The sequence below is a fragment of the Rhizobium sp. ZPR4 genome (assembly GCF_040215725.1).
Lineage (GTDB): Bacteria > Pseudomonadota > Alphaproteobacteria > Rhizobiales > Rhizobiaceae > Rhizobium > Rhizobium rhizogenes_D.
Map to the genome: position 1 here is coordinate 908,369 of NZ_CP157968.1, position 19,077 is coordinate 927,445.

The window sequence follows — 19,077 nt, forward strand, 5'->3', positions numbered from 1 at the left end:
TTCGTCCATTTTCGCGATCGAGCCCCGGACCGCCTGACTGCGCCCGGTTCGACGCCTTCCAGAACAAGGATGATACCCATGAACTTTCACGGAAAAACAATCGTCGTCACCGGCGCGTCCTCCGGCATTGGGGGCGAAGTCGCTCGCCTGGCACGCTTTCATGGCGCACATGTTATCGGTCTTGATCGGAACGATCCGATGCTGACGCTTGACGGCTTCATCAAGGCCGACCTGAGTGATCCCTCCGCAATCGACATAGCCGTGCGCTCACTGCCCGGGCAGGTCGACGCGCTGATCAATGCGGCGGGCGTGCCCGGAACCGCCGATCGGGCTCTCGTCGCGAAAGTCAATTACCTCGGGCTTCGCCACCTCACCGAAGTGCTGGTGGCGCGGATGCCCAAGGGGGCATCGATCGTCAATTTTGCCTCCATTCTTGGCGCTGAGTGGCCCAAACGTGTCGAGGCTCATCATGCGCTCGCCGCGACGAAGAACTTCGCCGAGGGACTGGCCTGGCTAAACGACAACCCGGTCGCACAAGAGACTTGCTATCAGTATTTCAAGGAGGCGCTGATTGTCTGGACGCGCGCGCGTAGCTCCGATCTGTTCATGCGGTACGACATCCGCATGAATTCGGTGGCACCGGGGCCGGTCTTCACTCCGATCCTTGGCGATTTCGTCACCATGCTGGGCGAAGAACGGGTGCAGCGAGACGCGGGCCTGATGAAGCGCCCTGCCTTTGCTGACGAGATTGCCGGACCCACCCTATTCCTCTGCTCGGATGCCGCTCGCTGGGTGGTCGGCGTCAACCTGGCAGTCGATGGCGGCCTGGCGGCGACCGCTCTCTGATCGATCAAAGTCTTTGGTTCTTGATCGCCTACCCGACGCCCTCGACCCTGCCATGGGCGGTGGCCTGCGAAGGCTCCTGCCCGGGGAGGGGAACTGCGTGTTTCGGCCTTAAAATATGGCACTCACTTTTCCTTGGCAAAAATTGACTGGGTCGTTTCCGGTTGGTTTCCCACGCGCGGCAACCGGTGTCGAATAGTGACGGCGCCAGAACCTCTCGATTCGATCTGAGCGTCGGTATCAACGCTCCTGCCATTTCCTCCAGGATTGCGTTGACGGTTCTTTCCGCATCTTTCAGATGGAGATAGGGGGTACGCCTTGCGACGATTTCGATAAGTTCGGCTTTGCAATCGTCGCAACATCGTTCATGACGATGCTCGATCCGGATCACACTTACTCAGCCTTTTTCGATCCAGGTCCATGAAAACCTCCTCTGTCGAAGACGCTTGTCACGCGTGGACCGCTTCATCAGATATCAACGGCAATCAACGCCGCGGCGAGCGATGGAACTCTACTACGTCTGGTCCCTGAACCAAGGGATTGAAAGTCCCCGATCTTCATATCGATACGCTAAAGGTGAAGGCTCGGAATTTTCATTAGAACTGCGCGGATCGTTCACATCACTTGCAGTGCTGAGGGCTTTCAACATCGTCAGTTACCTCATTGGCGGCTCGTAGTTGACGCGGAGAGTCTGAACTTGTCTGACCCGATACGATAGGATCCATACGCCTGCACCAACTACGAGAAGTGTGCGGAAAATCATTCTTCCGGTCACGGTCTCATCAAAGAAAACAACAGCAGAAATAACGCTTAGCACTAATTGGAAGGATTTGTTTTCGCAGAGCTTTTGGCTCAGTTTAATCGGGCAACGCCAAATGAAAAACCGGTCAAATCCTACTGATATTTAACACCCAGAAGCCGGCCAGCCCCCGATCGGTCATTCTATCGAGGTTAGGCCGATGTATGCTATTGGAAAATTTGAGGCGGAAGACTTCTGTGACAATAGGGTCGTCAGTTTCAATCCCATCAACTGCAAAAAGCTCTATTGAAAGCGATCGGCATTGACGTTTAGGTTGCGAGCCGAACGTGGGTGCCAATATTTGGTGTCGTGATTTCGAGGCGCATGCCATGCAGCCTTGCGATCGCTGAAACCAGGCTCAATCCCAAACCATTGCCGGGGGCATGTCGGCTTTTCTCGGCCTTATAGAAGCGGCGAAGCACGGCGTCGGCCTCTTCTGCGCGGATCCCTATGCCGGTATCCTCGACGGTCACAGCCACTCCGCGCTCTGTGCCTTCGACGCGGACGGTTGCGCTCCCTCCCGGCGGCGTAAACTTGATCGCGTTGTCAATCAGATTGGCGATCGCTTCGAAGATCAGGCTCGGGTCGCCTGAGATGATCGCTGGCTGCTCCGTGCTCGACATATAGGCAAGAGTGACCGCGCATTCATCGGCTGCGGGCTCGAAGAAATCGACGGCATCGCGTGCGATCTCCTTCAAATCGATATCGACGAAGCCTGATCTCCGCAGGCCATCCTCCACTTCCGAGATACGCAGAAGTGCGCCAAACGTCTTGAGAATGCCGCGTATCTCGTCGAGCGCTTCGTCGATATAGCCGTGATATTCATCGATACTGGTCGCGCGCCGGCGCGCGCGCTCAAGGCTGCCCAGCAGGCGGGTGAGCGGCGTACGCATATCGTGGGCGATATTGTCGCAAACGCCCTTGACTTCCTGCATCAGGCGCTCGATTTCGTCGAGCATTTCATTGACCACTTTGGCGAGGCGATCGATGTCGCCGCCGGCGCGGCCTGTCGGCAGTCGCTGTTTGAGATCTCCCTTCATGATTTGCGCTGCGGCGCCAGACATGGCGTCCAGCCGACGAACCGCGCCGAAGCCGACGGCGATTGCGCCCGCAAGTCCCAATATCGCTGTTGTCAGCGCCGCGAACAACGTCGCATTTTCGAGACGCTCGCGAAATTCGCGCTGCTCATGCAGACTTTGTGCGACAAGGATGGAGGAGCCATCGGCGCGCCGATGCAGCAACCCTCTATAGTGATATTTCCTTGGGGTGCTGTGGTCGACGAAATCGAAGGGAGCGTCGACAACGGATCCTTCGGGATAGGTGAGCGGGATTCCCGCCACGAGCTTGCCATCCCGATCGAAAAGCGAAAAGGGGCGCTCGGTGTTCGTCAAATCTCGGCTTCGGGCGGATAGGCGTGAAACGACCGCGTCCGTCGGCAGGTTCTGAAGCGATTGCATCTCGCGCCTCAGCCATTCGTCGCTTCGCTGGTCGAGAAAGTCCTGCATCTGCCAATCGACGAACAGAAACAAAGCACTTGCTGCCGCGCCGAACACGAGCAGGAAGGCAAGCGCCAAGCGGAAGCCGCTCGTCCTGAAAAGTTCAATTGGCCGCATCGAGAATATAGCCTGAGCCACGAAGCGTTCGGATCAGGGGCGTAAGGCCAGGCAGATCCAGCTTCTTGCGAAGTTTGCTGATATGGACGTCGATGACGTTCGTCGCCTCGCCGTAGCGGTAGTGCCAGACTTCTTCGAACATCATCGTGCGTGTAACGATCTGACCGGAGTGCCGGGCGAGATATTCAAGCAACTGATACTCCCGCGGCAGGAGATCGATGATGTTGCCAGCCCGGCTGGCGGTATGTGTCAGGAGATTGATTTCAAGATCGCCGACTTTGAGAACCGTCTCCTGAGCCGTGTTGGTTCGGCGGCGCATGAGGACATCCAGCCGCGCCGTCAGCTCGAGCGCTTCAAACGGCTTCGTCAGATAGTCGTCGCCGCCGGCCTTGAGACCGCGTACCCTTTCGTCGACCGCTGAAAGCGCACTCAAAATCAGGACCGGGGTCTGCACGGACGCGGCCCGTAAGGCAGCCAGCATTCCGAGCCCGTCAAGCGTGCCGGGCAGCATGCGATCGAGCACGATGGCATCAAATGTGCCGGAAATCGCCTTGACCAGTCCATCCCGACCGTCGACCGACTGTGTAACGGTGCAGCCGTGGTCCACAAGTGCCGCCTCGATTTCCGACGCCGTCCCCAGATCATCCTCGACCACGAGTATCTTCGACACATTTCCTCCAAGAATGCTGACTAGCTTTCGCACATTATCTAGATAATCAATCTTGAATATTCGTTCGCCTGAACATGAAATCAATTTCATCTTCGCGAGCGCTTGGAACGACGTGCTGTCTTCAACGAGGATTGAATGCGCCTGCTGGTAGTTGAAGATGATGACCGAAGTGCGGCCTATCTGAAGCGAGGCCTCTCCGAATCCGGGCATGTCGTTGATGTCGCAGGCGATGGTGAATTCGGCCTTGCACTTGCAATGGAGCTGATCTACGACGGCCTGGTGGTGGATCGGCTTCTGCCCAAGCTTGACGGCATCGAGCTCGTCAGGCGCCTTCGCGAGATGAAGGTCAATGTGCCGGTGATCATGGTGAGCGCGCTGGCGAGCTCGATGGATCGTGTGGAGGGGTTGCGTGCCGGCTGCGACGACTACCTCGCCAAGCCCTTCTTCTTCTCCGAACTCCTTGCCCGCATCGAGGCCATTACGAAGCACTTCGTAGCGGATGGCTACGAGAACACGCTGGTCGTGGGCGATTTGTCGCTCGATCTTCGGCGGCGAATTGCGCGCAGGAAGGAACGCATCATTGATCTGCAGTTCAGGGAATTCCTCCTTCTGCAGGCTCTTATGCGCAACGCAGGTTCCGTCGTAACCCGTGCGATGCTGCTTGAGGCCGCGTGGGACTACGACTTCGATCCCCGAGGTAATATCGTCGACATGCATGTCCATCGTTTGCGCAAGAAGATCGACATGGGCGCAACGACAAGCATGATTATCACGGTTCCAGGCGCCGGGTATCTCATCAAGCCATAATCCGCGGCTTCGGCGAAACATAAAAAATTTTTCATCCTGGCGCGAATTACCAGCCATTTGCGATCCGTCACATTTCCAAGCATCGCGTGACGGGTCTCCGTGTCCCTGCGCAATTTTGAACGCTTTATGGAGTTTTGCAGTGGATCGTTCCCGTGCAGGGTCAAACAGTTCAGCTAGGCCATTTTACCTTCTGGGAATAGGCGCTTTGGCGGTAGCCGGAGCAGTAGCCGGGTATCTCGTCTATTGGCCGGGGCCCGGTCTTAGCAAAACCAAAGCATCGGCATCCGAACGCGCGCCGGTCCCGGTGCAGACCGCGACGGCAGCAATAAAAGATCTGCCTGTCGTGCGCAGTGGTCTCGGTGTGGTTTCCTCGTTGACCGCCGTAGATGTGAAGGTCCGCGTCGACGGCCAGCTCCAGCATATCGCTTTCGCCGAAGGACAGGATGTCAAGGCTGGAGATATCCTTGCGACGATCGACCCTCGCCCCTACGCGGCGGCGGTGGCACAAGCGCAGGCGGACTACGACAAGGAGCTGGCCCAGCTCGATCAGGCCAAGATCGACGAGGCCCGGGCACAGAAGCTCACGACCACGGGCAGCGGCACGACCCAGGCGGCCCAGACGGCGGCGGCGCAAGTCAAGGTCATGGATGCCACAGCGGCATCGGGAAAGGCGGCGCTCGATACTGCGAAACTCAATCTGGAGTTCGCAACCGTCACGGCTCCGATTACCGGCAGGGTAGGCCTGCGCCAGCAGCAGGAAGGAGGCATCCTGCGTACAACCGATGCGACGGGCGTGGTGACCGTCACGCAGATGCGCCCCATCTCCGTCGAATTCACGCTGACGCAGGATGATCTTCCAGATTTGGTTGCGGGACAGGCAAAGGGCCAGCTGACCGTCTCGGCATATAGCCGCGACGGCGCCAAGCATCTGGCCGACGGAAAACTAAGCGCGATAGACAGCCAGGTGGATTCATCCACCGGCATGGTGAAGCTGAAGGCCGTGTTTGCAAACGAGGACCTGTCGCTTTGGCCCGGAGAGCTGGTAACGGCAAACATAACGCTGCGCACCGATCCGAATTCGACGGTCGTGCCATCATCGGCGATACAGAACGGGCAGACAGGTCCGTATGTCTTCGTCGTAAAGCCGGGCAACAAGGTTTCCACCGCCTCGGTGACCGCCGGCATTGCTTACTCGGGCCTCACTGCAGTCATGCAAGGCGTCTCCAGCGGCGAGATCGTCGTCACCTCCGGTCAGTCCCGGCTTGCCGATGGAACCGTCGTCTCCACGCAAGGCCCTGACGACAAGAAGCTGGCCGCCGGCGGCGAGGGGGCGGTCCAATGAACCTTTCACAAATCTTCATCCAACGCAGGGTCGGAACCTGCCTCCTGGCTGCCGGACTTTTGATCGTTGGCTCAATTGCCTATGGCTTGTTGCCTATCGCATCGCTGCCCCAGGTCGATTTTCCCACGATCCAGATTTCAAGCTCTCTTCCCGGCGCTAGCGCCGAGACAATGGCGACATCGGTTGCCACACCGCTGGAAAATCAACTTTCGACGATCTCGGGCGTATCCCAGATGACGTCGACGAGTTCGTCCGGGCGAACTTCGATCGCGCTGCAATTCGATCTCAACAGGGATATCAATGCCGCCGCGCAGGATGTTCAGGCCGCGATCAGTGCCGCCAGCGGTCAATTGCCCAAGGATCTGCCGGCCGCTCCTGACTTCCATAAGAGCAATCCGGCGGAAGCGACGATCCTGACGCTAGCGCTCACATCCGACCGCATTCCGACGACCGAACTCGATCATTATGCCGAAGACATCATCGCACAGCAGGTTTCGCAGATGAATGGCGTGGGCCTGGTGGATTACCATGGTCCCCAGCGACCGGCGATCCGCATCCAGCTCGATCCGGACAAGGTTGCGGCGCGAGGATTGACGCTGGAGGATATTCGAAGCGCCGTCGGCCTTCAGACGGTCAATCAGCCCAAGGGGCAGCTGGCCGGCAACGGACGGACCATCGTTCTCGATGCGACCGACCAGATCATGGACGTCCCGGCGTTTCGTTCGATGGTGATTGCCTATAAGAACGGCTCGCCCATTCGCGCAGAAGATCTCGGGACGGTAGTGTCGGCTCCGGAGGACGTCAACCAGGCGGCCTGGCTGCAGGATACGCGGTCGGTGATGCTGGATGTCCATAAAATGGCTGGTTCAAACGTGCTTGATACCATTCAGGGCATCAAGGCGAAGCTGCCGCAAATGGAGGCAGGGCTGCCGGCCGGCATCAAGCTGTCGGTTGTCGCCGACAGGTCGGGCATGATCCAGGCCTCGGTCGACGACGTCAAGGTGACGATCCTCATCACCATCGGCCTCGTCGTACTGGTGATCTTCAGTTTTCTGCGAAATCTGTGGGCGACGATCATTCCGGCGGCAACCATTCCGCTGTCCTTGATCGGTACTTTTGCCGTCATGTATCTCGCCGGTTACAGCCTCGATAATCTCTCGCTCATGGGATTGACCATCGCCGTCGGGTTTGTCGTCGATGACGCCATCGTGGTCATCGAAAATGTGATGCGACATGTCGAGGAGGGAAAGTCCACTCTCGAGGCCGCTGTCGAGGGATCGCGAGAGGTGGGCTTTACCATCGTTTCGATGACTGTCTCCCTGGTTGCCGTCTTCATTCCCATCCTGTTGATGAGCGGAATTGTCGGTCGCCTTTTCCGTGAGTTTGCCGTTACGATCAGCGTGGCGATCACGATATCGGGGCTCGTTTCGCTGACGGTCACCCCGATGATGTGCGCCTGGTTGATCAAGCATGATCACGACAAGCCGCACGGTGCGCTCTTCCGCTGGTCGGAGGCATTTTTCGAAAAATGCACGGCGGGGTATGGAAGAGCGCTCGATGTCGTCCTTCGCAGCCGCATCATAGTCCTTATCGTTGCGGTCGCCACGATGGCGGTGACGGGCTGGCTTTACGTTTCCATCCAGAAGGGCTTCATCCCGCAACAGGATACCGGATGGGTTCAAGGGCAGGCGCAGGCGGCAACCGACATATCCTTTGCGGACATGTCGACGAAGATGCAGGAACTCGCGCATATCGTCATGGTCGACCCGGCCGTCGACAACGTTGCCTACTGGATCAATCCCAGTCCGTCGGCCAGTGTCGGCCAGCTCCAGATCAATCTGAAGCCGATCGGCACGCGAAGCCCGGCGTCGGCAGTGCTGGCGCGTCTGCGAACTGCGACCGCGGGTTTGGAGGGACTGACGGTCGGCCTGCAGGTTCGCCAGGATGTCCAGATCGGTGGACGGTCTTCCGCGTCGCAGTATCAATACACGCTTCAAGATCCAGATACGGCGGAGCTCGACAAATGGGCGGCGGTGATGACCAAGGTCTTGAAGGGCCTCCCTGAGCTGCAGGATGTGATTTCCGATAAGCAGAAGGCTGCGACCAGCCTCACGCTCGATATAGATCGCTCGACGGCATCCAGGCTCGGTGTCAGCGTTTCCCAGATCGATCAAACGCTTTACGACGCTTTCGGGCAGCGGCAGATCGCTACGATGTACACGCAGGTCAGCCAGTACCACGTCGTGATGGAGCTTGCGCCGCAGTTCGCCTTGTCACCCGAGTCGCTGTCGCACCTCTATGTCAAGTCTTCCACCAGCGGCAAGCTTGTTCCACTTAGCGTGCTTGGATCGTTGAAGACGGGTGTTCTGCCGGTCTCCATAAATCACCAGGGGTCCATCCCGGCAACGACGATCTCTTTCAACCTGAGGCCGGGCAGCGCCCTCAGCGATGCTGTGACGGCTATCAAGGCGGCGGAGACGGGCGCGGGCATGCCGGCCACCGTCATCGGCACCTTCCAAGGGACGGCGCAGGCATTCCAGGATTCGCTGCGAAGCCAGCCCTGGCTCATTCTGGCTGCCATCGTTGCGGTCTATATCGTGCTGGGTGTTCTCTATGAAAGCGCTGTTCATCCGCTGACGATCATCTCCACGCTGCCATCCGCGGGACTTGGAGCCTTGCTGGCCCTGAAACTGGCCAATCTGGACCTGTCCATCATGGGGATGATCGGCATCATTCTTTTGATCGGCATCGTCAAAAAGAATGCGATCATGATGATCGACTTTGCGCTTGTTGCCGAACGAACGCAGAAGCTGGCGCCGCAAGATGCGATACGACAGGCCTGTATGCTGCGGTTCCGGCCCATCATGATGACGACGCTTGCTGCATTGTTCGGGGCCGTTCCACTGGCATTGGGAACCGGGCCTGGATCCGAATTGCGCGTTCCCCTCGGCATTGCGATCGTCGGTGGCCTGGTCGTCTCGCAAGCACTGACGCTGTTTACGACACCGGTCATCTATCTGGCATTCGATTGGCTGCGGGGACACCGCTCAAAACAGCCGTCGCATTTGCAGGTCGTGCTCTCCGCAAAGCAACGATAGACCGGCTGGAAAAAGGCTAAGGCTTTCGAATGTTGTCGGTATTGCCGCCCATGTCGGCAATACCGACTGGAATACTGAGTCCGGAGACTTTCAGATCGGCATTGCTCGTTCTTATTCGCGAGCGCGCAGATGCATCTTAAGGGTCGAACGCCCCTACAAGGCTGACTGCCAACACGGCATTCCCTGTCATCATCATGAAATAAACATTTCCTAATCATGCCGCATGAAATGTTTGCGACCGAGCTGAGATGATGACCGAACAAGCCCCCGATCAATTGACGCTGAACGAACGGATTGATGCCGCACTTCCGTCGATGTCGCCTGCCGAGCAGAAGATGGCCTCGTATTTTCGAAGCCAGAAGCAAGCGGTCCTTTTGAATTCCGCAGCTGAAATTTCGGCTAAGGTCGGGGCGAGTGACGCCACCGTTGTTCGCACCGCGAGAAGTTTGGGCTTTGACGGTCTTGCGGATTTGCGCGAGGCAATCCTTGCCGATCTGACCGCGGCCGGCCCTGAGGGCCGTCTCAGCCGCACGTTGGAAGACCTTGGGGCAACTTCCGAAGGTGCCTTGGGTCTTGTGCTGCGAGCTCATCGCGAAAGCCTTGAGGTCATGTCGTCTGTCGCGTTTTCCGAGGCCTTTGCACGGACGGTTCAGGCCCTCTTTTCCGCTCGGCACAGGTTCGTGTTCGGCATCGGCCCTTCTGGAAACGTCGCCGAATATGCGGCGCTGCAGTTCAATCGGCTCGGCCTTTCGACAACGGCTCTGTCCGACAGCGGCATCGGCCTGGCTGACCGGTTGATTTCGGTTGAGAAGGGTGATGCCATCCTGATGATCGCCCATGCACCCGTCTACCGAGAGGTTTCGGTTGTGCTTGATTATGCCGAGGCCCACGAAGTGCCGGTCCTACTGGTCGGCGACAGTCTTTACCCTCATGTCAGCCGCCAGGTCGCTGAAGTCCTGCCGATATCGCGGGGGCGGGCGGACCACCTTGCCATGCACGGTACGACGATCGTTCTGATCGAGGCCATGATTGTGGCGCTTGCCGCGGAAGATAAAGCTTCAGCCCTTTCATCGCTTGCAAAATTCGGCGCCTTGCGCGGCGCCATCGACAAACACTGGCTGAAACGCGGTGTGAAGAAGTGATTTCAGTTCGAACATTCTAAGCCCTCAAGGATATATCGATGAAGAAGCTTTCTTTTGTAAGTGCAATCTTACTTGGTGCGGCGACCGCCTTTGGTTCCGCCCATGCGGCCGATCATCTTGTTGTCTATTCGGCTCTTGATACCGTCGATACGGCGACCAAGGCATTTACGGCGAAGACCGGCATTCCAGTCGATCTGGTCCGGCTTTCCACCGGTGAGTTGCTCGGAAAAGTCGCAGCGGAAGGCAACAATCCCAAGTTCGATATTCTCTGGGTCGAGGGTTCGGCCGTCATGCACCGGCTCGCCGAGCAGGGGATCCTCAAGCCGGAGCCGGGTCTTGCGGACAAGGTCGACTACACCACGCTTGGACGACGCCTTGTTCCGACGAACCAGGCCTATTTTCCGATCACCGTCTCGACGACGGCAATCGCCGTCAACACCAAAAAGATCGGAAGCGCCAAGCCTCCTCGTTCGTGGAGCGATCTGGTCGGCTTTTCCGGAAGCGTTGCCGCCAAGGACCCGAACCTGTCTGGCCCGGCGTTCCAATGGCTGGCGGGCTATTTTGCCACCAAGGGCGTCGATGCCGGCAAGCAGGAACTCTCAAGCATTCTGACGAACAGGAAGCTGAGCGGCATCCCAAGCGGCGGTGCGGTCAACAAGTCTCTGATCACCGGTGATGCGAGCGTCGCGATCCAGCAGGACACCTCCATCTATGCCCTCGTGGACAAGAAGGAGCCGATTTCGGTCGTGTATCCGACCGAAGGCGTAGTCGCGATCCCTTCAAGCGCGGGTATTGCCCGCACGACGACGCATGAAGAGGATGCCAAGGCCTTCGTGCAGTTCCTGCTCACGAAGGATGGCAATGCGGCTATGGAGCAAACCGAGGGCGGCGATGCGTTCTTTGCTCCCTTGATCCAAGGCGTGAAAGCCAAGGGTGCCCGCATCGACAATACTGCGACCTGGCAGGTTCTCGACGACAAGGCAGCTGCCGCAAACGAAACCGAGTGGAAGCAATGGTTCAGGGATCAGTTCGTACCGTGACCGAACCGGAGGCGCGGATCGCCCGCGCCTCCGCCAGGGGCAGGTCGATCAGGGACGTTGCATTGCGCCCATTCACATCTCACGGAAGACGCTGGGGCGGCAACGCGCCGCTCCTGTGGCTTGTCGCCTTCATTCTGGTCGGCTTGCCGATGCTCCTTGTGCTCGTGCAGGCCATTTTCCCAAAGCTCTTCGATCCCACAAGCCCAAGTCTCAGGCCGTCGCTGGATGCGCTAGCGCGCATGATCACCTCACCGCGCCTGTTGCGCGGCATTGTCAACACCATCATTCTCGGCATGGTCGGTGCTGTGGTTTCCACACTTCTCGGCGCCGCGTGGGCGCTGATAGTCCATCTGAGCGATGTTCGTCTTCGCAGGGTTTGGACCGCTTTACCCTGGATCGTCTTTGCAACGCCAAGCTACTTGAAGGGGCTTGCCTGGGTGCTGTTGATGTCGCAGGGCGGCTATCTGGTCTATCTCGGGGTGCTTTCGCCCATGCAGGCATCGGCCTTTTTCGGTCCGCCCGGTCTGTTGCTTGTAATGGCGCTTTCGCTGTTCCCGGTACCTTATTTCATCATCCGTGCCCGCCTCGAAGGCATTGGGGGCGAATATATCGACGCTGCCCGTATGGCCTCCGCCGGCCCCATGCGGACGGTCGTCAAGATCATTGTTCCCATGCTCATGCCAGCAATCGGATTGTCGCTGTTGACGACATTTGCCGAAGTCATCGGTGATTTCGGTCTGGCAAATACGATCGCGCGCTCGATGAACTTCGGGTTGCTGACCTACAACATCTATGCCGCGACCTCGAGCTTTCCTGTCGATTTCGCAGGCGCCGGTGCCCAGGCGTTGCTTCTGGCCGTGCTGGTGTCCGGATCCGTCAGTGCTGCCGCCATGAGCGGAACGCAGCGCGAGGCTCGGTTCCTTTCCGGCCGCAACCGGCATCTGCGGCCCTATAGGCTCGGAGGCTGGCAGCCGTTGGCTGTCGGATTGCTGATGCTGGTCGCTGTCTTGTCGGCCGCGCTGCCGTTGCTGGCCGTCACTTTGAGAGCGCTTACGACCTCCCTGGGAGATGGGCTTGCTTTGGCGAATTTTTCCCTGGATGCGATCAGGGCCGTCTTGGACCTATCGAATGTCGCAGGACAGGCACTGGTTTCGAGTTTTCTTTATGGTTTTGCGGCAGCTTTCGTAACGGTCGCCTTCGCGGTGCTGTTCGCCTTCCGGGTTTCGCTTGCGTCAAGCAGGGTACGCACGATCGCCGTCGCCCTGGCAATGGTTACGGTTGCCGTGCCGGGGATCATTCCCGCCTTCGGCTATATTCTCCTTTATGATCGCGTGCCCGGTTTCACGGAACTCAATCTTTATGGCACGAGAACCTTGCTCGTTCTTGGCTATAGCGCGGCGGCATTGCCCTACTGCCTGATCTTCATGTGGTCGGCATTGGATCGGCTCGGCCCGTCGATTGGCGAGGCGTCGCGGTTGGCGGGCGCAAGCCCCTTTCAATACCTGCGCCGGATAGTTGCGCCACTGGCAGGGCGCGCGATTGCGGCCGCGTTTGGCGTGACGATGGTGCGCACCGTGTTTGAGCTGCCCATGTCACAGCTCCTGATGCCGCAGGCCGGACCGGCGCTGCCTGCGCTGATCGTCGATGATTTCACCCAGGACAGGGATGCCGTTGCCTGCGCCATGGCGCTTGTCGCCTTGCTGGCAGTTGCTCTCATTTGGGGACTGGTACTCGCATTACCCGGTCGAGCGCGGGTCAGAAGGAGATGACGTCATGACGAAGGCTGCTCTTATATGTTCGGGCATCACCAAGTCGCTTGGCGGCAAGGCAGTTCTCAAGGACCTGAGCTTTGTTGTCGAGGCGGGCGAGGTTATTGCCCTCGTCGGCGCCAGTGGATCGGGCAAATCGACGTTGCTGCGATCCATTGCCGGCCTTGTGGAGCCGGACGAGGGTGACATTCATATCCAAGGGGACGTCGTCTGGTCACGCCGCGTTCGGGTGCCGGCCGAGCAGCGCAATGTCGGCCTGGTCTTTCAGGATTATGCGCTCTGGCCTCACATGTCCGTCCGAGAGAATCTAAGCTTCGGCCTTGAGGTGAAAGGTTACGATCGTGCCGAGGTCGAGCGCCGCATCGACCATGCGCTTTCCATTACGCATCTCGAGCAGCTGGCAAACCGTAGGCCCAGCGAGCTTTCCGGCGGCCAGCAGCAGCGCGTCGCCATTGCTAGATGTCTCGCCATGCGGCCGAAACTCCTCCTGCTCGACGAGCCTTTGAGCAATCTTGACGCGGCGCTTCGCGACGACCTGCGGGCGGACATGATGCAGCTTATCCGCGCGGAGGGAATGAGTGCCGTCTATGTCACGCATGACCAGGTTGAGGCAATGGCGGTTTCGGATCGCCTTGCGGTCATGGACAGCGGCTCCATCGTGCAATTTGCCGCACCCCAGGCGATCTACGAGGCGCCTGCAAATGCTTTCGTCGCCAAATTCCTTGGAGGCTTCTCCCTACTCAAGGGAATGGCTTGCGACGACAGTTTCAAGGTCTCCGACAATGGCGGCGTCATGCATCACGCTTCGCCTTATATGAAAGGACCTGCCGTTCTCGTCGTTCGTCCGGAAGACGGGCGGCCAGCTACCGGCAATAACGATCTGACCGGAGAAGTCGTCGACAGCGCATTCCAAGGGAGGTGCTGGCGCGTTCAGGTTCGCATCGGCTGCGACGTTGTTCGTCTCGACTGGCCACGTAAGGAGGAAAGAGGGGCTTCTCTCTCATTTTCGCTTCCGCCCGAACGCTGCACGGTCCTTCCCGCATAGCCTGGAACCGCTCTGCTTTTCCGCGAATCGTAAGAGCGATCTATCTTTTTGTTTTTACTAAATTTAAGGCAGAGGATCGTTATGCATTTTCCGGGAATTGCCCCGGATCGCCGGTTCATGAATCCCCGCACTCGGTCTTGATGTCGACGGGACCGGACCTGTCTTTGCGGCCGTCTCCCTTGCGATCTCGGCAATCATCTTGCCTTCATGTGAAAGTGTTTAATGTGCCGCTGGGGCCCTCGACCTTGAGATTCGGGAGCAGTTGATGTCGGCAATCCAGCGTTCGACCACGCATTCATCCTCTTGGTTCCTGGCGAGTATCGGTGCCCTCGGCATCGTGTTCGGCGATATCGGCACCAGTCCGCTATATACGTTCAAAACCGTGCTCGACATGACCGGCACGGGCGATCCGGCAACCATATTGGGCGTGCTTTCGCTGATCGTATGGACGCTCGTCATCATCACTTCGGTCAAATATGCCGGATTTGCCATGCGCATCGACAATGATGGCGAAGGCGGCATCCTGGCCCTCATGGCCCTGCTTGGCATCAAGCGACAGGTCAGGCCGCTTGTTGTCGCCTTCGGCCTTTTCGGCGCCGCACTGATCTATGGCGATGGGGCCATAACGCCGGCGATCTCGGTGCTTTCTGCGCTTGAGGGTCTCAATATCGTTGCTCCATCGTTGCAGGCCTATGTGCTGCCACTGACAGTCGCAATTCTGCTCGGCCTATTTCTCATCCAGCCTTTCGGCACGGCGCGGATCGGACACGCCTTCGGTCCGATCATGAGCATCTGGTTCCTTTCCATGGCGCTGATGGGCATATGGGGCGTGGTTCAGCATCCGGCGGTCCTTTGGGCGCTCAATCCGCTTTACGGTCTGTCCTTTCTTCTTCACCACGGCAGCATTGGCTTTCTCGTGCTCGGTGGCGTCTTTCTCTGCGTTACCGGCGCGGAGGCGCTCTATGCGGATATGGGGCACTTCGGACCCGGGCCGATCAAGCTTTCCTGGTCGCTCATGGTCTTTCCGAGCCTCGTTCTGAATTATGCGGGGCAGTCCGCGATCGTCCTTGCCGGAGCGCCGACCGACGGCAATATCTTTTATCGTCTTTGTCCGCCCGGTCTCACCCTGCCGCTGATCCTTTTGTCGACGGCGGCGACGATCATTGCCAGCCAATCCATCATTACCGGCGCATTCTCCATGACACGGCAGGCCATCGCACTTGGTTGGATGCCGAGGCTGAAAGTGGTGCAGACATCTGCCGGCGGTTATGGCCAGATCTATGTCGGAGCCGTCAACTGGCTATTGATGATCGTGACGATCGGCCTCGCCTTGGGTTTCAAGAAATCGGACAATCTGGCGGCCGCCTACGGCATTGCGGTCTCGGCCACGATGCTGATGACGACGACGCTGCTCTTCATGGCAATGCGGGAGATATGGCGATGGAGCCTGCTTGCAAGCGGTGTGGTGGCCGGTTTGTTTTTCCTCGTAGATACTGCATTCTTCGTGTCGAACCTGACAAAGCTCCTCGATGGCGGCTATGTGCCGCTTATCCTTGCCGCTCTCGTCTATGCCATCATGTATATCTGGCACCGTGGTGTGCTGGCGATGACGGCAAGCATGGAGGAAAACCCGATATCGGTCGGCGACTTCATCGCAAGCCTGCCCCAGCGGCAGATAGCCCGTGTACCGGGTACGGCCGTCTTTCTGACGCGTTCGACCGCCAATACGCCTCTGCTCATCCAATGGTATGTCAATCATTCCAATTCATTGCACAAGAAGGTGCTGACTATCACGTTGCGGACGGAATCGGTACCGTGGGTGGCTGAGGCCGACCGGGTGGTTTTTTCCGAGGAGGCACCGGGCTTCTGGCGGGCTGTCACGCGCTACGGCTTCATGGAGCGTCCCGACATTCCCGCCCTTGTTCGACAGATCGAGTCGCTGAAATGTCCCGTCGATCTCGATAATATCAACTACTTCATCGGCACGCAGAAGATCGTACGACGCGAGGATGGGCGTGGTCTGCCTTATTGGCAGCACGCGACTTTTGCGGTCATGATGCGTAATAGCGCCCACATGAACGATTTTTTCCGTATCCCCGCCGGCCAGCTTCTCGATCTCGGCCATGAAGTTGCCGTTTAGAACAATTTCGGCAAAAGTGCAGAGCGGCTTCGCGTCCGGAATTGCGTGAAAACAAAGAGATAGAGCACTTCCGCAGTTCCGTTTAGGACGGAAATACTCCATTCAGAGCCCCGCCTCATTTTGAATTAAGCGTTCGGTGGGAGCGCCTCCTTCGTTCGCCGATGGAACGCCGGCGACGCGGTGCGTAGGATTTCAATTTCGCAATACCCAGCCGAGTCCTGATACCGGGATCCAACCTTTGCCGATCGCTGGCGGCACTCGCGCATTAACCAATAATTAAGATTTGCGACGCCGGTGGCGCGACCCAAATTGACTTCGCCGACTGTGGAATTTAACCATTTATTAACACTGCTCCCTAAGGCAAAGGCGTTTGTATGTTTTGCGTCGTCCGGCCAGCCAGCTTGTTCCGCGCAGGCAAGACCATGGTCTCAGCTCTGGCTTTTGCAGCAGCATTGTTAGCCTGTGACACAGGCGCCTCCGCGGCTTCAAATGCGTTCATGCCAACGGGTTCAATCACATCGCAGCCGATCGGCCATTACGATTTCTGCAAGCGGCGCCCGATGGAATGTGAGATCCATCCCACCGATCTGCGCCCAATCAAGCTTACACAAGAAACCTGGGACAAGATTGTCGCAGTCAATGACTCCGTCAACAAATGGGTCAAACCAATCAGCGACCTCGATCATTATGGTGTCGTGCAATACTGGAATTACCCTGACGACGGCATGGGCAATTGCGAGCATTATGCACTGGAGAAGCGCAGGGAACTGATGGAAAAAGGCATATCACTTGCCGATCTTCTGATTACGGTGGTGCGCCTTCCGGATGGCGAAGGTCATGCCGTCGTCACGGTGCGCACCGACCGCGGGGATTTCATCCTCGACAATCTGAGCGATCAGGTGAAGAACTGGACACAGACGCCGTATCACTTTCTGAAGCGGCAGGCGACTGACGATACCGGTCGTTGGGTGGATATCCTGCAGCCGCAGACCGTCGTTGCCAATCTTACGAAATAGTGATCGCGCGCCCGTTGTCGACAATTAGGTTCGATGGGAAGAGGCGCCCCTCGTGGGTGGCATTTGTTCCTAACATCATTCTGAAAAAGCGCTTTTTTATTGATCCCGTCGGTCACCGCCTCGATGTCACTGTCGCGGGTCGGTATATTGGAAGTCGGTCCGGAGGGTCGAAGCGGAATAGCAGACCGTTGCAAAAATAAGTGGAATGTGGCTGTTTGAAAGCCGGATCGGGTGGCTTGGCCCATGAGCAGTGCAATAGGGCGGCAGTTGATCGTCCTTGGTGTCAGACATATACAGCATGCCCTTGGTCGCTACGTCGCTTGCCGTAACCCAGGGGGAGAGCCTGAGATCGCGATCAACGGCCACATTGGGTCTCTGTGGCAGGCCGAGTGATACGAGACCTGCAAGCCACATACTTCCTCCAGTGATTTGCAGGGGAGTATCGACTTCGGCTTTCCAGATAGAATTTGCTTTTTCCGCAAGCTCCTGCATCGGCCAGGATGTTCTCTGCGGTTTATGCGATTTCGACCAGACGGCTTCGCCGATAAACACGGTGCCTACGAGGGAAACAAACGTCACAGCACCGATCGTTAGGCGTTTGATCATGGTCGTATTCCAAACGCTATCAATTTCGGCAACGACCCAAAGCCCGACAGTGGTGAACATCGGCATCCCCCACATGGTGACGAGGCCTTTTCCAGTTAGGAGTGCGCCAATGATCAGCATTGCTAAAGGTGTGAAGGTGAATAAGCGGAAGAACGACTTCGTTGACGACGAGCTCTCTCTGTCGCCCTTTACACTAAGGGCCGAAAAACCGACACAACTCAACAACAGCAGCATAGGTATGTGATTTAGGATTTGCATGAGCAAGAATATGAAGGGCTCTTCAGCAAATCTGCGGCCGGCGGTGCGGTCCGACACGTATTTGAAGGTCAGGAAATCGGTCTGAAACAACCACACAACGTGAGGCAAGAAGATCAGCCCGGCGATCGTGATCGCAAGATAGGGTCTCGGTGTCTTCAGCTGCGCTCTGACGTTGGAAAAAACGACACCGGCAATCGCTGCCGTGATTGCAATTACGCAGACGGAGTATTTGGCGTACATTCCCGCGCCGACGAGTATTCCGAGGATAATCCAGAGCGATGTTCTTGCCGGCTTCCTCAATATATGGGCAAAAACTAAAATGATTGCGGACCAAAATGGTAGCTGCAGAACATTATGATTAAACTGGGTCGTGAAATAATTGAAGTATAACGATCCGGCGAGCAGTAGGGTACCTGCCAATGCGCGCCATTTATCCGTGAAGACGCAACCCGCAAGATAGACAAACAGATAGGTCAAAGCGACGGCGATCTGTGACAACAGATAGGGGCCAAACAAATAGCCTGGTATCAGATAATGCATGATCTCGATCGACCATGCAGGCCCGGGTGGATGCTTATATGTGCCGATTAGCCAATGGGGTGCCCAGGTCCAACCCTCAACGACGTCCAGCGGCGGCGCGGAACTAAATGCTGTTGGGATGATCGTTAGAACGACGAGTTGAAAGGCAATAAGAAGCCACAGGATATTTGTGGGGCGTCGGAAAATGGTGTTAACAGCCGTTTGCAAAAAATCGTTCCCTAAATTCACATCCGTGACATTGCGCCATAGCGAAGTCGAGCAACTCGCTGTCTTCGATCATTGTGACATCCGTCTTCCCGCCGAGTTGGTAAGATTTTAGGTTGCATACAGGAATTATTTGCCGCGAAAC

General features: G+C 57.6%; 13 protein-coding genes. 10 read left to right on the forward strand and 3 right to left on the reverse strand.

Annotated features, from left to right (window positions below; genetic code table 11):
- Positions 1 to 78 precede the first annotated feature (78 nt).
- Positions 79 to 846, forward strand: coding sequence for a coniferyl-alcohol dehydrogenase (locus tag ABOK31_RS23745; protein ID WP_349961236.1), 768 nt, complete (start codon positions 79 to 81; stop codon positions 844 to 846).
- A 1,065-nt stretch (positions 847 to 1,911) separates the two neighbouring features.
- On the opposite strand, the gene ABOK31_RS23750 is transcribed toward ABOK31_RS23745, so the two are convergent.
- Both ABOK31_RS23750 and ABOK31_RS23755 read right to left on the reverse strand, forming a co-directional pair.
- Positions 1,912 to 3,255, reverse strand: coding sequence for an ATP-binding protein (locus ABOK31_RS23750; protein ID WP_349959080.1), 1,344 nt, complete (start codon positions 3,253 to 3,255; stop codon positions 1,912 to 1,914).
- Entirely contained in the window at positions 3,242 to 3,925 is a 684-nt protein-coding gene (locus ABOK31_RS23755; protein ID WP_174182137.1) for a winged helix-turn-helix domain-containing protein, read from the reverse strand. The genes ABOK31_RS23750 and ABOK31_RS23755 overlap by 14 nt, the downstream gene beginning before the upstream one ends.
- A gap of 135 nt (positions 3,926 to 4,060) precedes the next feature.
- On the opposite strand from ABOK31_RS23755, the gene ABOK31_RS23760 reads away from it, so the two are divergent.
- From ABOK31_RS23760 to ABOK31_RS23800, 9 genes are all read left to right on the forward strand, one after another.
- Entirely contained in the window at positions 4,061 to 4,732 is a 672-nt protein-coding gene (locus tag ABOK31_RS23760) for a response regulator transcription factor (RefSeq protein ID WP_349959081.1), read from the forward strand.
- A 139-nt stretch (positions 4,733 to 4,871) separates the two neighbouring features.
- On the forward strand, positions 4,872 to 6,074 hold the full coding sequence (locus ABOK31_RS23765) for an efflux RND transporter periplasmic adaptor subunit (RefSeq protein ID WP_349959082.1): 1,203 nt from the start codon (positions 4,872 to 4,874) through the stop codon (positions 6,072 to 6,074).
- Entirely contained in the window at positions 6,071 to 9,172 is a 3,102-nt protein-coding gene (locus ABOK31_RS23770) for an efflux RND transporter permease subunit (protein ID WP_349959083.1), read from the forward strand. The genes ABOK31_RS23765 and ABOK31_RS23770 overlap by 4 nt, the downstream gene beginning before the upstream one ends.
- 251 nt (positions 9,173 to 9,423) lie before the next feature.
- Positions 9,424 to 10,314, forward strand: a complete 891-nt coding sequence (locus ABOK31_RS23775; RefSeq protein WP_350019278.1) for a MurR/RpiR family transcriptional regulator — start codon at positions 9,424 to 9,426, stop codon at positions 10,312 to 10,314.
- Between the two features lie 38 nt (positions 10,315 to 10,352).
- Entirely contained in the window at positions 10,353 to 11,354 is a 1,002-nt protein-coding gene (locus ABOK31_RS23780; RefSeq protein WP_174182147.1) for an extracellular solute-binding protein, read from the forward strand.
- A complete protein-coding gene (locus tag ABOK31_RS23785) occupies positions 11,327 to 13,123 on the forward strand; it encodes an ABC transporter permease subunit (protein WP_349959087.1) in 1,797 nt (598 codons plus the stop codon). The genes ABOK31_RS23780 and ABOK31_RS23785 overlap by 28 nt, the downstream gene beginning before the upstream one ends.
- 4 nt (positions 13,124 to 13,127) lie before the next feature.
- Positions 13,128 to 14,168: an ABC transporter ATP-binding protein gene (locus ABOK31_RS23790; RefSeq protein WP_349959088.1), complete on the forward strand. Its 1,041-nt coding sequence runs from the start codon at positions 13,128 to 13,130 to the stop codon at positions 14,166 to 14,168.
- A gap of 265 nt (positions 14,169 to 14,433) precedes the next feature.
- Complete coding sequence (locus ABOK31_RS23795) at positions 14,434 to 16,308, forward strand: KUP/HAK/KT family potassium transporter (RefSeq protein WP_349959090.1); 1,875 nt, start codon at positions 14,434 to 14,436, stop codon at positions 16,306 to 16,308.
- 374 nt (positions 16,309 to 16,682) lie between these two features.
- Positions 16,683 to 17,324 carry a transglutaminase-like cysteine peptidase gene (locus ABOK31_RS23800; RefSeq protein WP_349959092.1) on the forward strand — a complete coding sequence of 214 codons (642 nt, stop codon included), beginning with the start codon at positions 16,683 to 16,685 and terminating at the stop codon, positions 17,322 to 17,324.
- 126 nt (positions 17,325 to 17,450) lie between these two features.
- On the opposite strand, the gene ABOK31_RS23805 is transcribed toward ABOK31_RS23800, so the two are convergent.
- Entirely contained in the window at positions 17,451 to 18,935 is a 1,485-nt protein-coding gene (locus tag ABOK31_RS23805) for a glycosyltransferase family 39 protein (RefSeq protein WP_349959093.1), read from the reverse strand.
- Between the last annotated feature and the right edge of the window lie 142 nt (positions 18,936 to 19,077).

Bases quoted from the DNA above. Each gene is read 5' to 3' on its own strand.
- ABOK31_RS23745 (WP_349961236.1), top strand. From the start codon at position 79: ATGAACTTTCACGGAAAAACAATCGTCGTCACCGGCGCGTCCTCCGGC.
- ABOK31_RS23770 (WP_349959083.1), top strand. From the start codon at position 6,071: ATGAACCTTTCACAAATCTTCATCCAACGCAGGGTCGGAACCTGCCTC.
- ABOK31_RS23775 (WP_350019278.1), top strand. From the start codon at position 9,424: ATGACCGAACAAGCCCCCGATCAATTGACGCTGAACGAACGGATTGAT.
- ABOK31_RS23795 (WP_349959090.1), top strand. From the start codon at position 14,434: ATGTCGGCAATCCAGCGTTCGACCACGCATTCATCCTCTTGGTTCCTG.
- ABOK31_RS23750 (WP_349959080.1), bottom strand. From the start codon at position 3,255: ATGCGGCCAATTGAACTTTTCAGGACGAGCGGCTTCCGCTTGGCGCTT.
- ABOK31_RS23785 (WP_349959087.1), top strand. From the start codon at position 11,327: ATGGTTCAGGGATCAGTTCGTACCGTGACCGAACCGGAGGCGCGGATC.
- ABOK31_RS23760 (WP_349959081.1), top strand. From the start codon at position 4,061: ATGCGCCTGCTGGTAGTTGAAGATGATGACCGAAGTGCGGCCTATCTG.
- ABOK31_RS23780 (WP_174182147.1), top strand. From the start codon at position 10,353: ATGAAGAAGCTTTCTTTTGTAAGTGCAATCTTACTTGGTGCGGCGACC.
- ABOK31_RS23790 (WP_349959088.1), top strand. From the start codon at position 13,128: ATGACGAAGGCTGCTCTTATATGTTCGGGCATCACCAAGTCGCTTGGC.
- ABOK31_RS23800 (WP_349959092.1), top strand. From the start codon at position 16,683: ATGTTTTGCGTCGTCCGGCCAGCCAGCTTGTTCCGCGCAGGCAAGACC.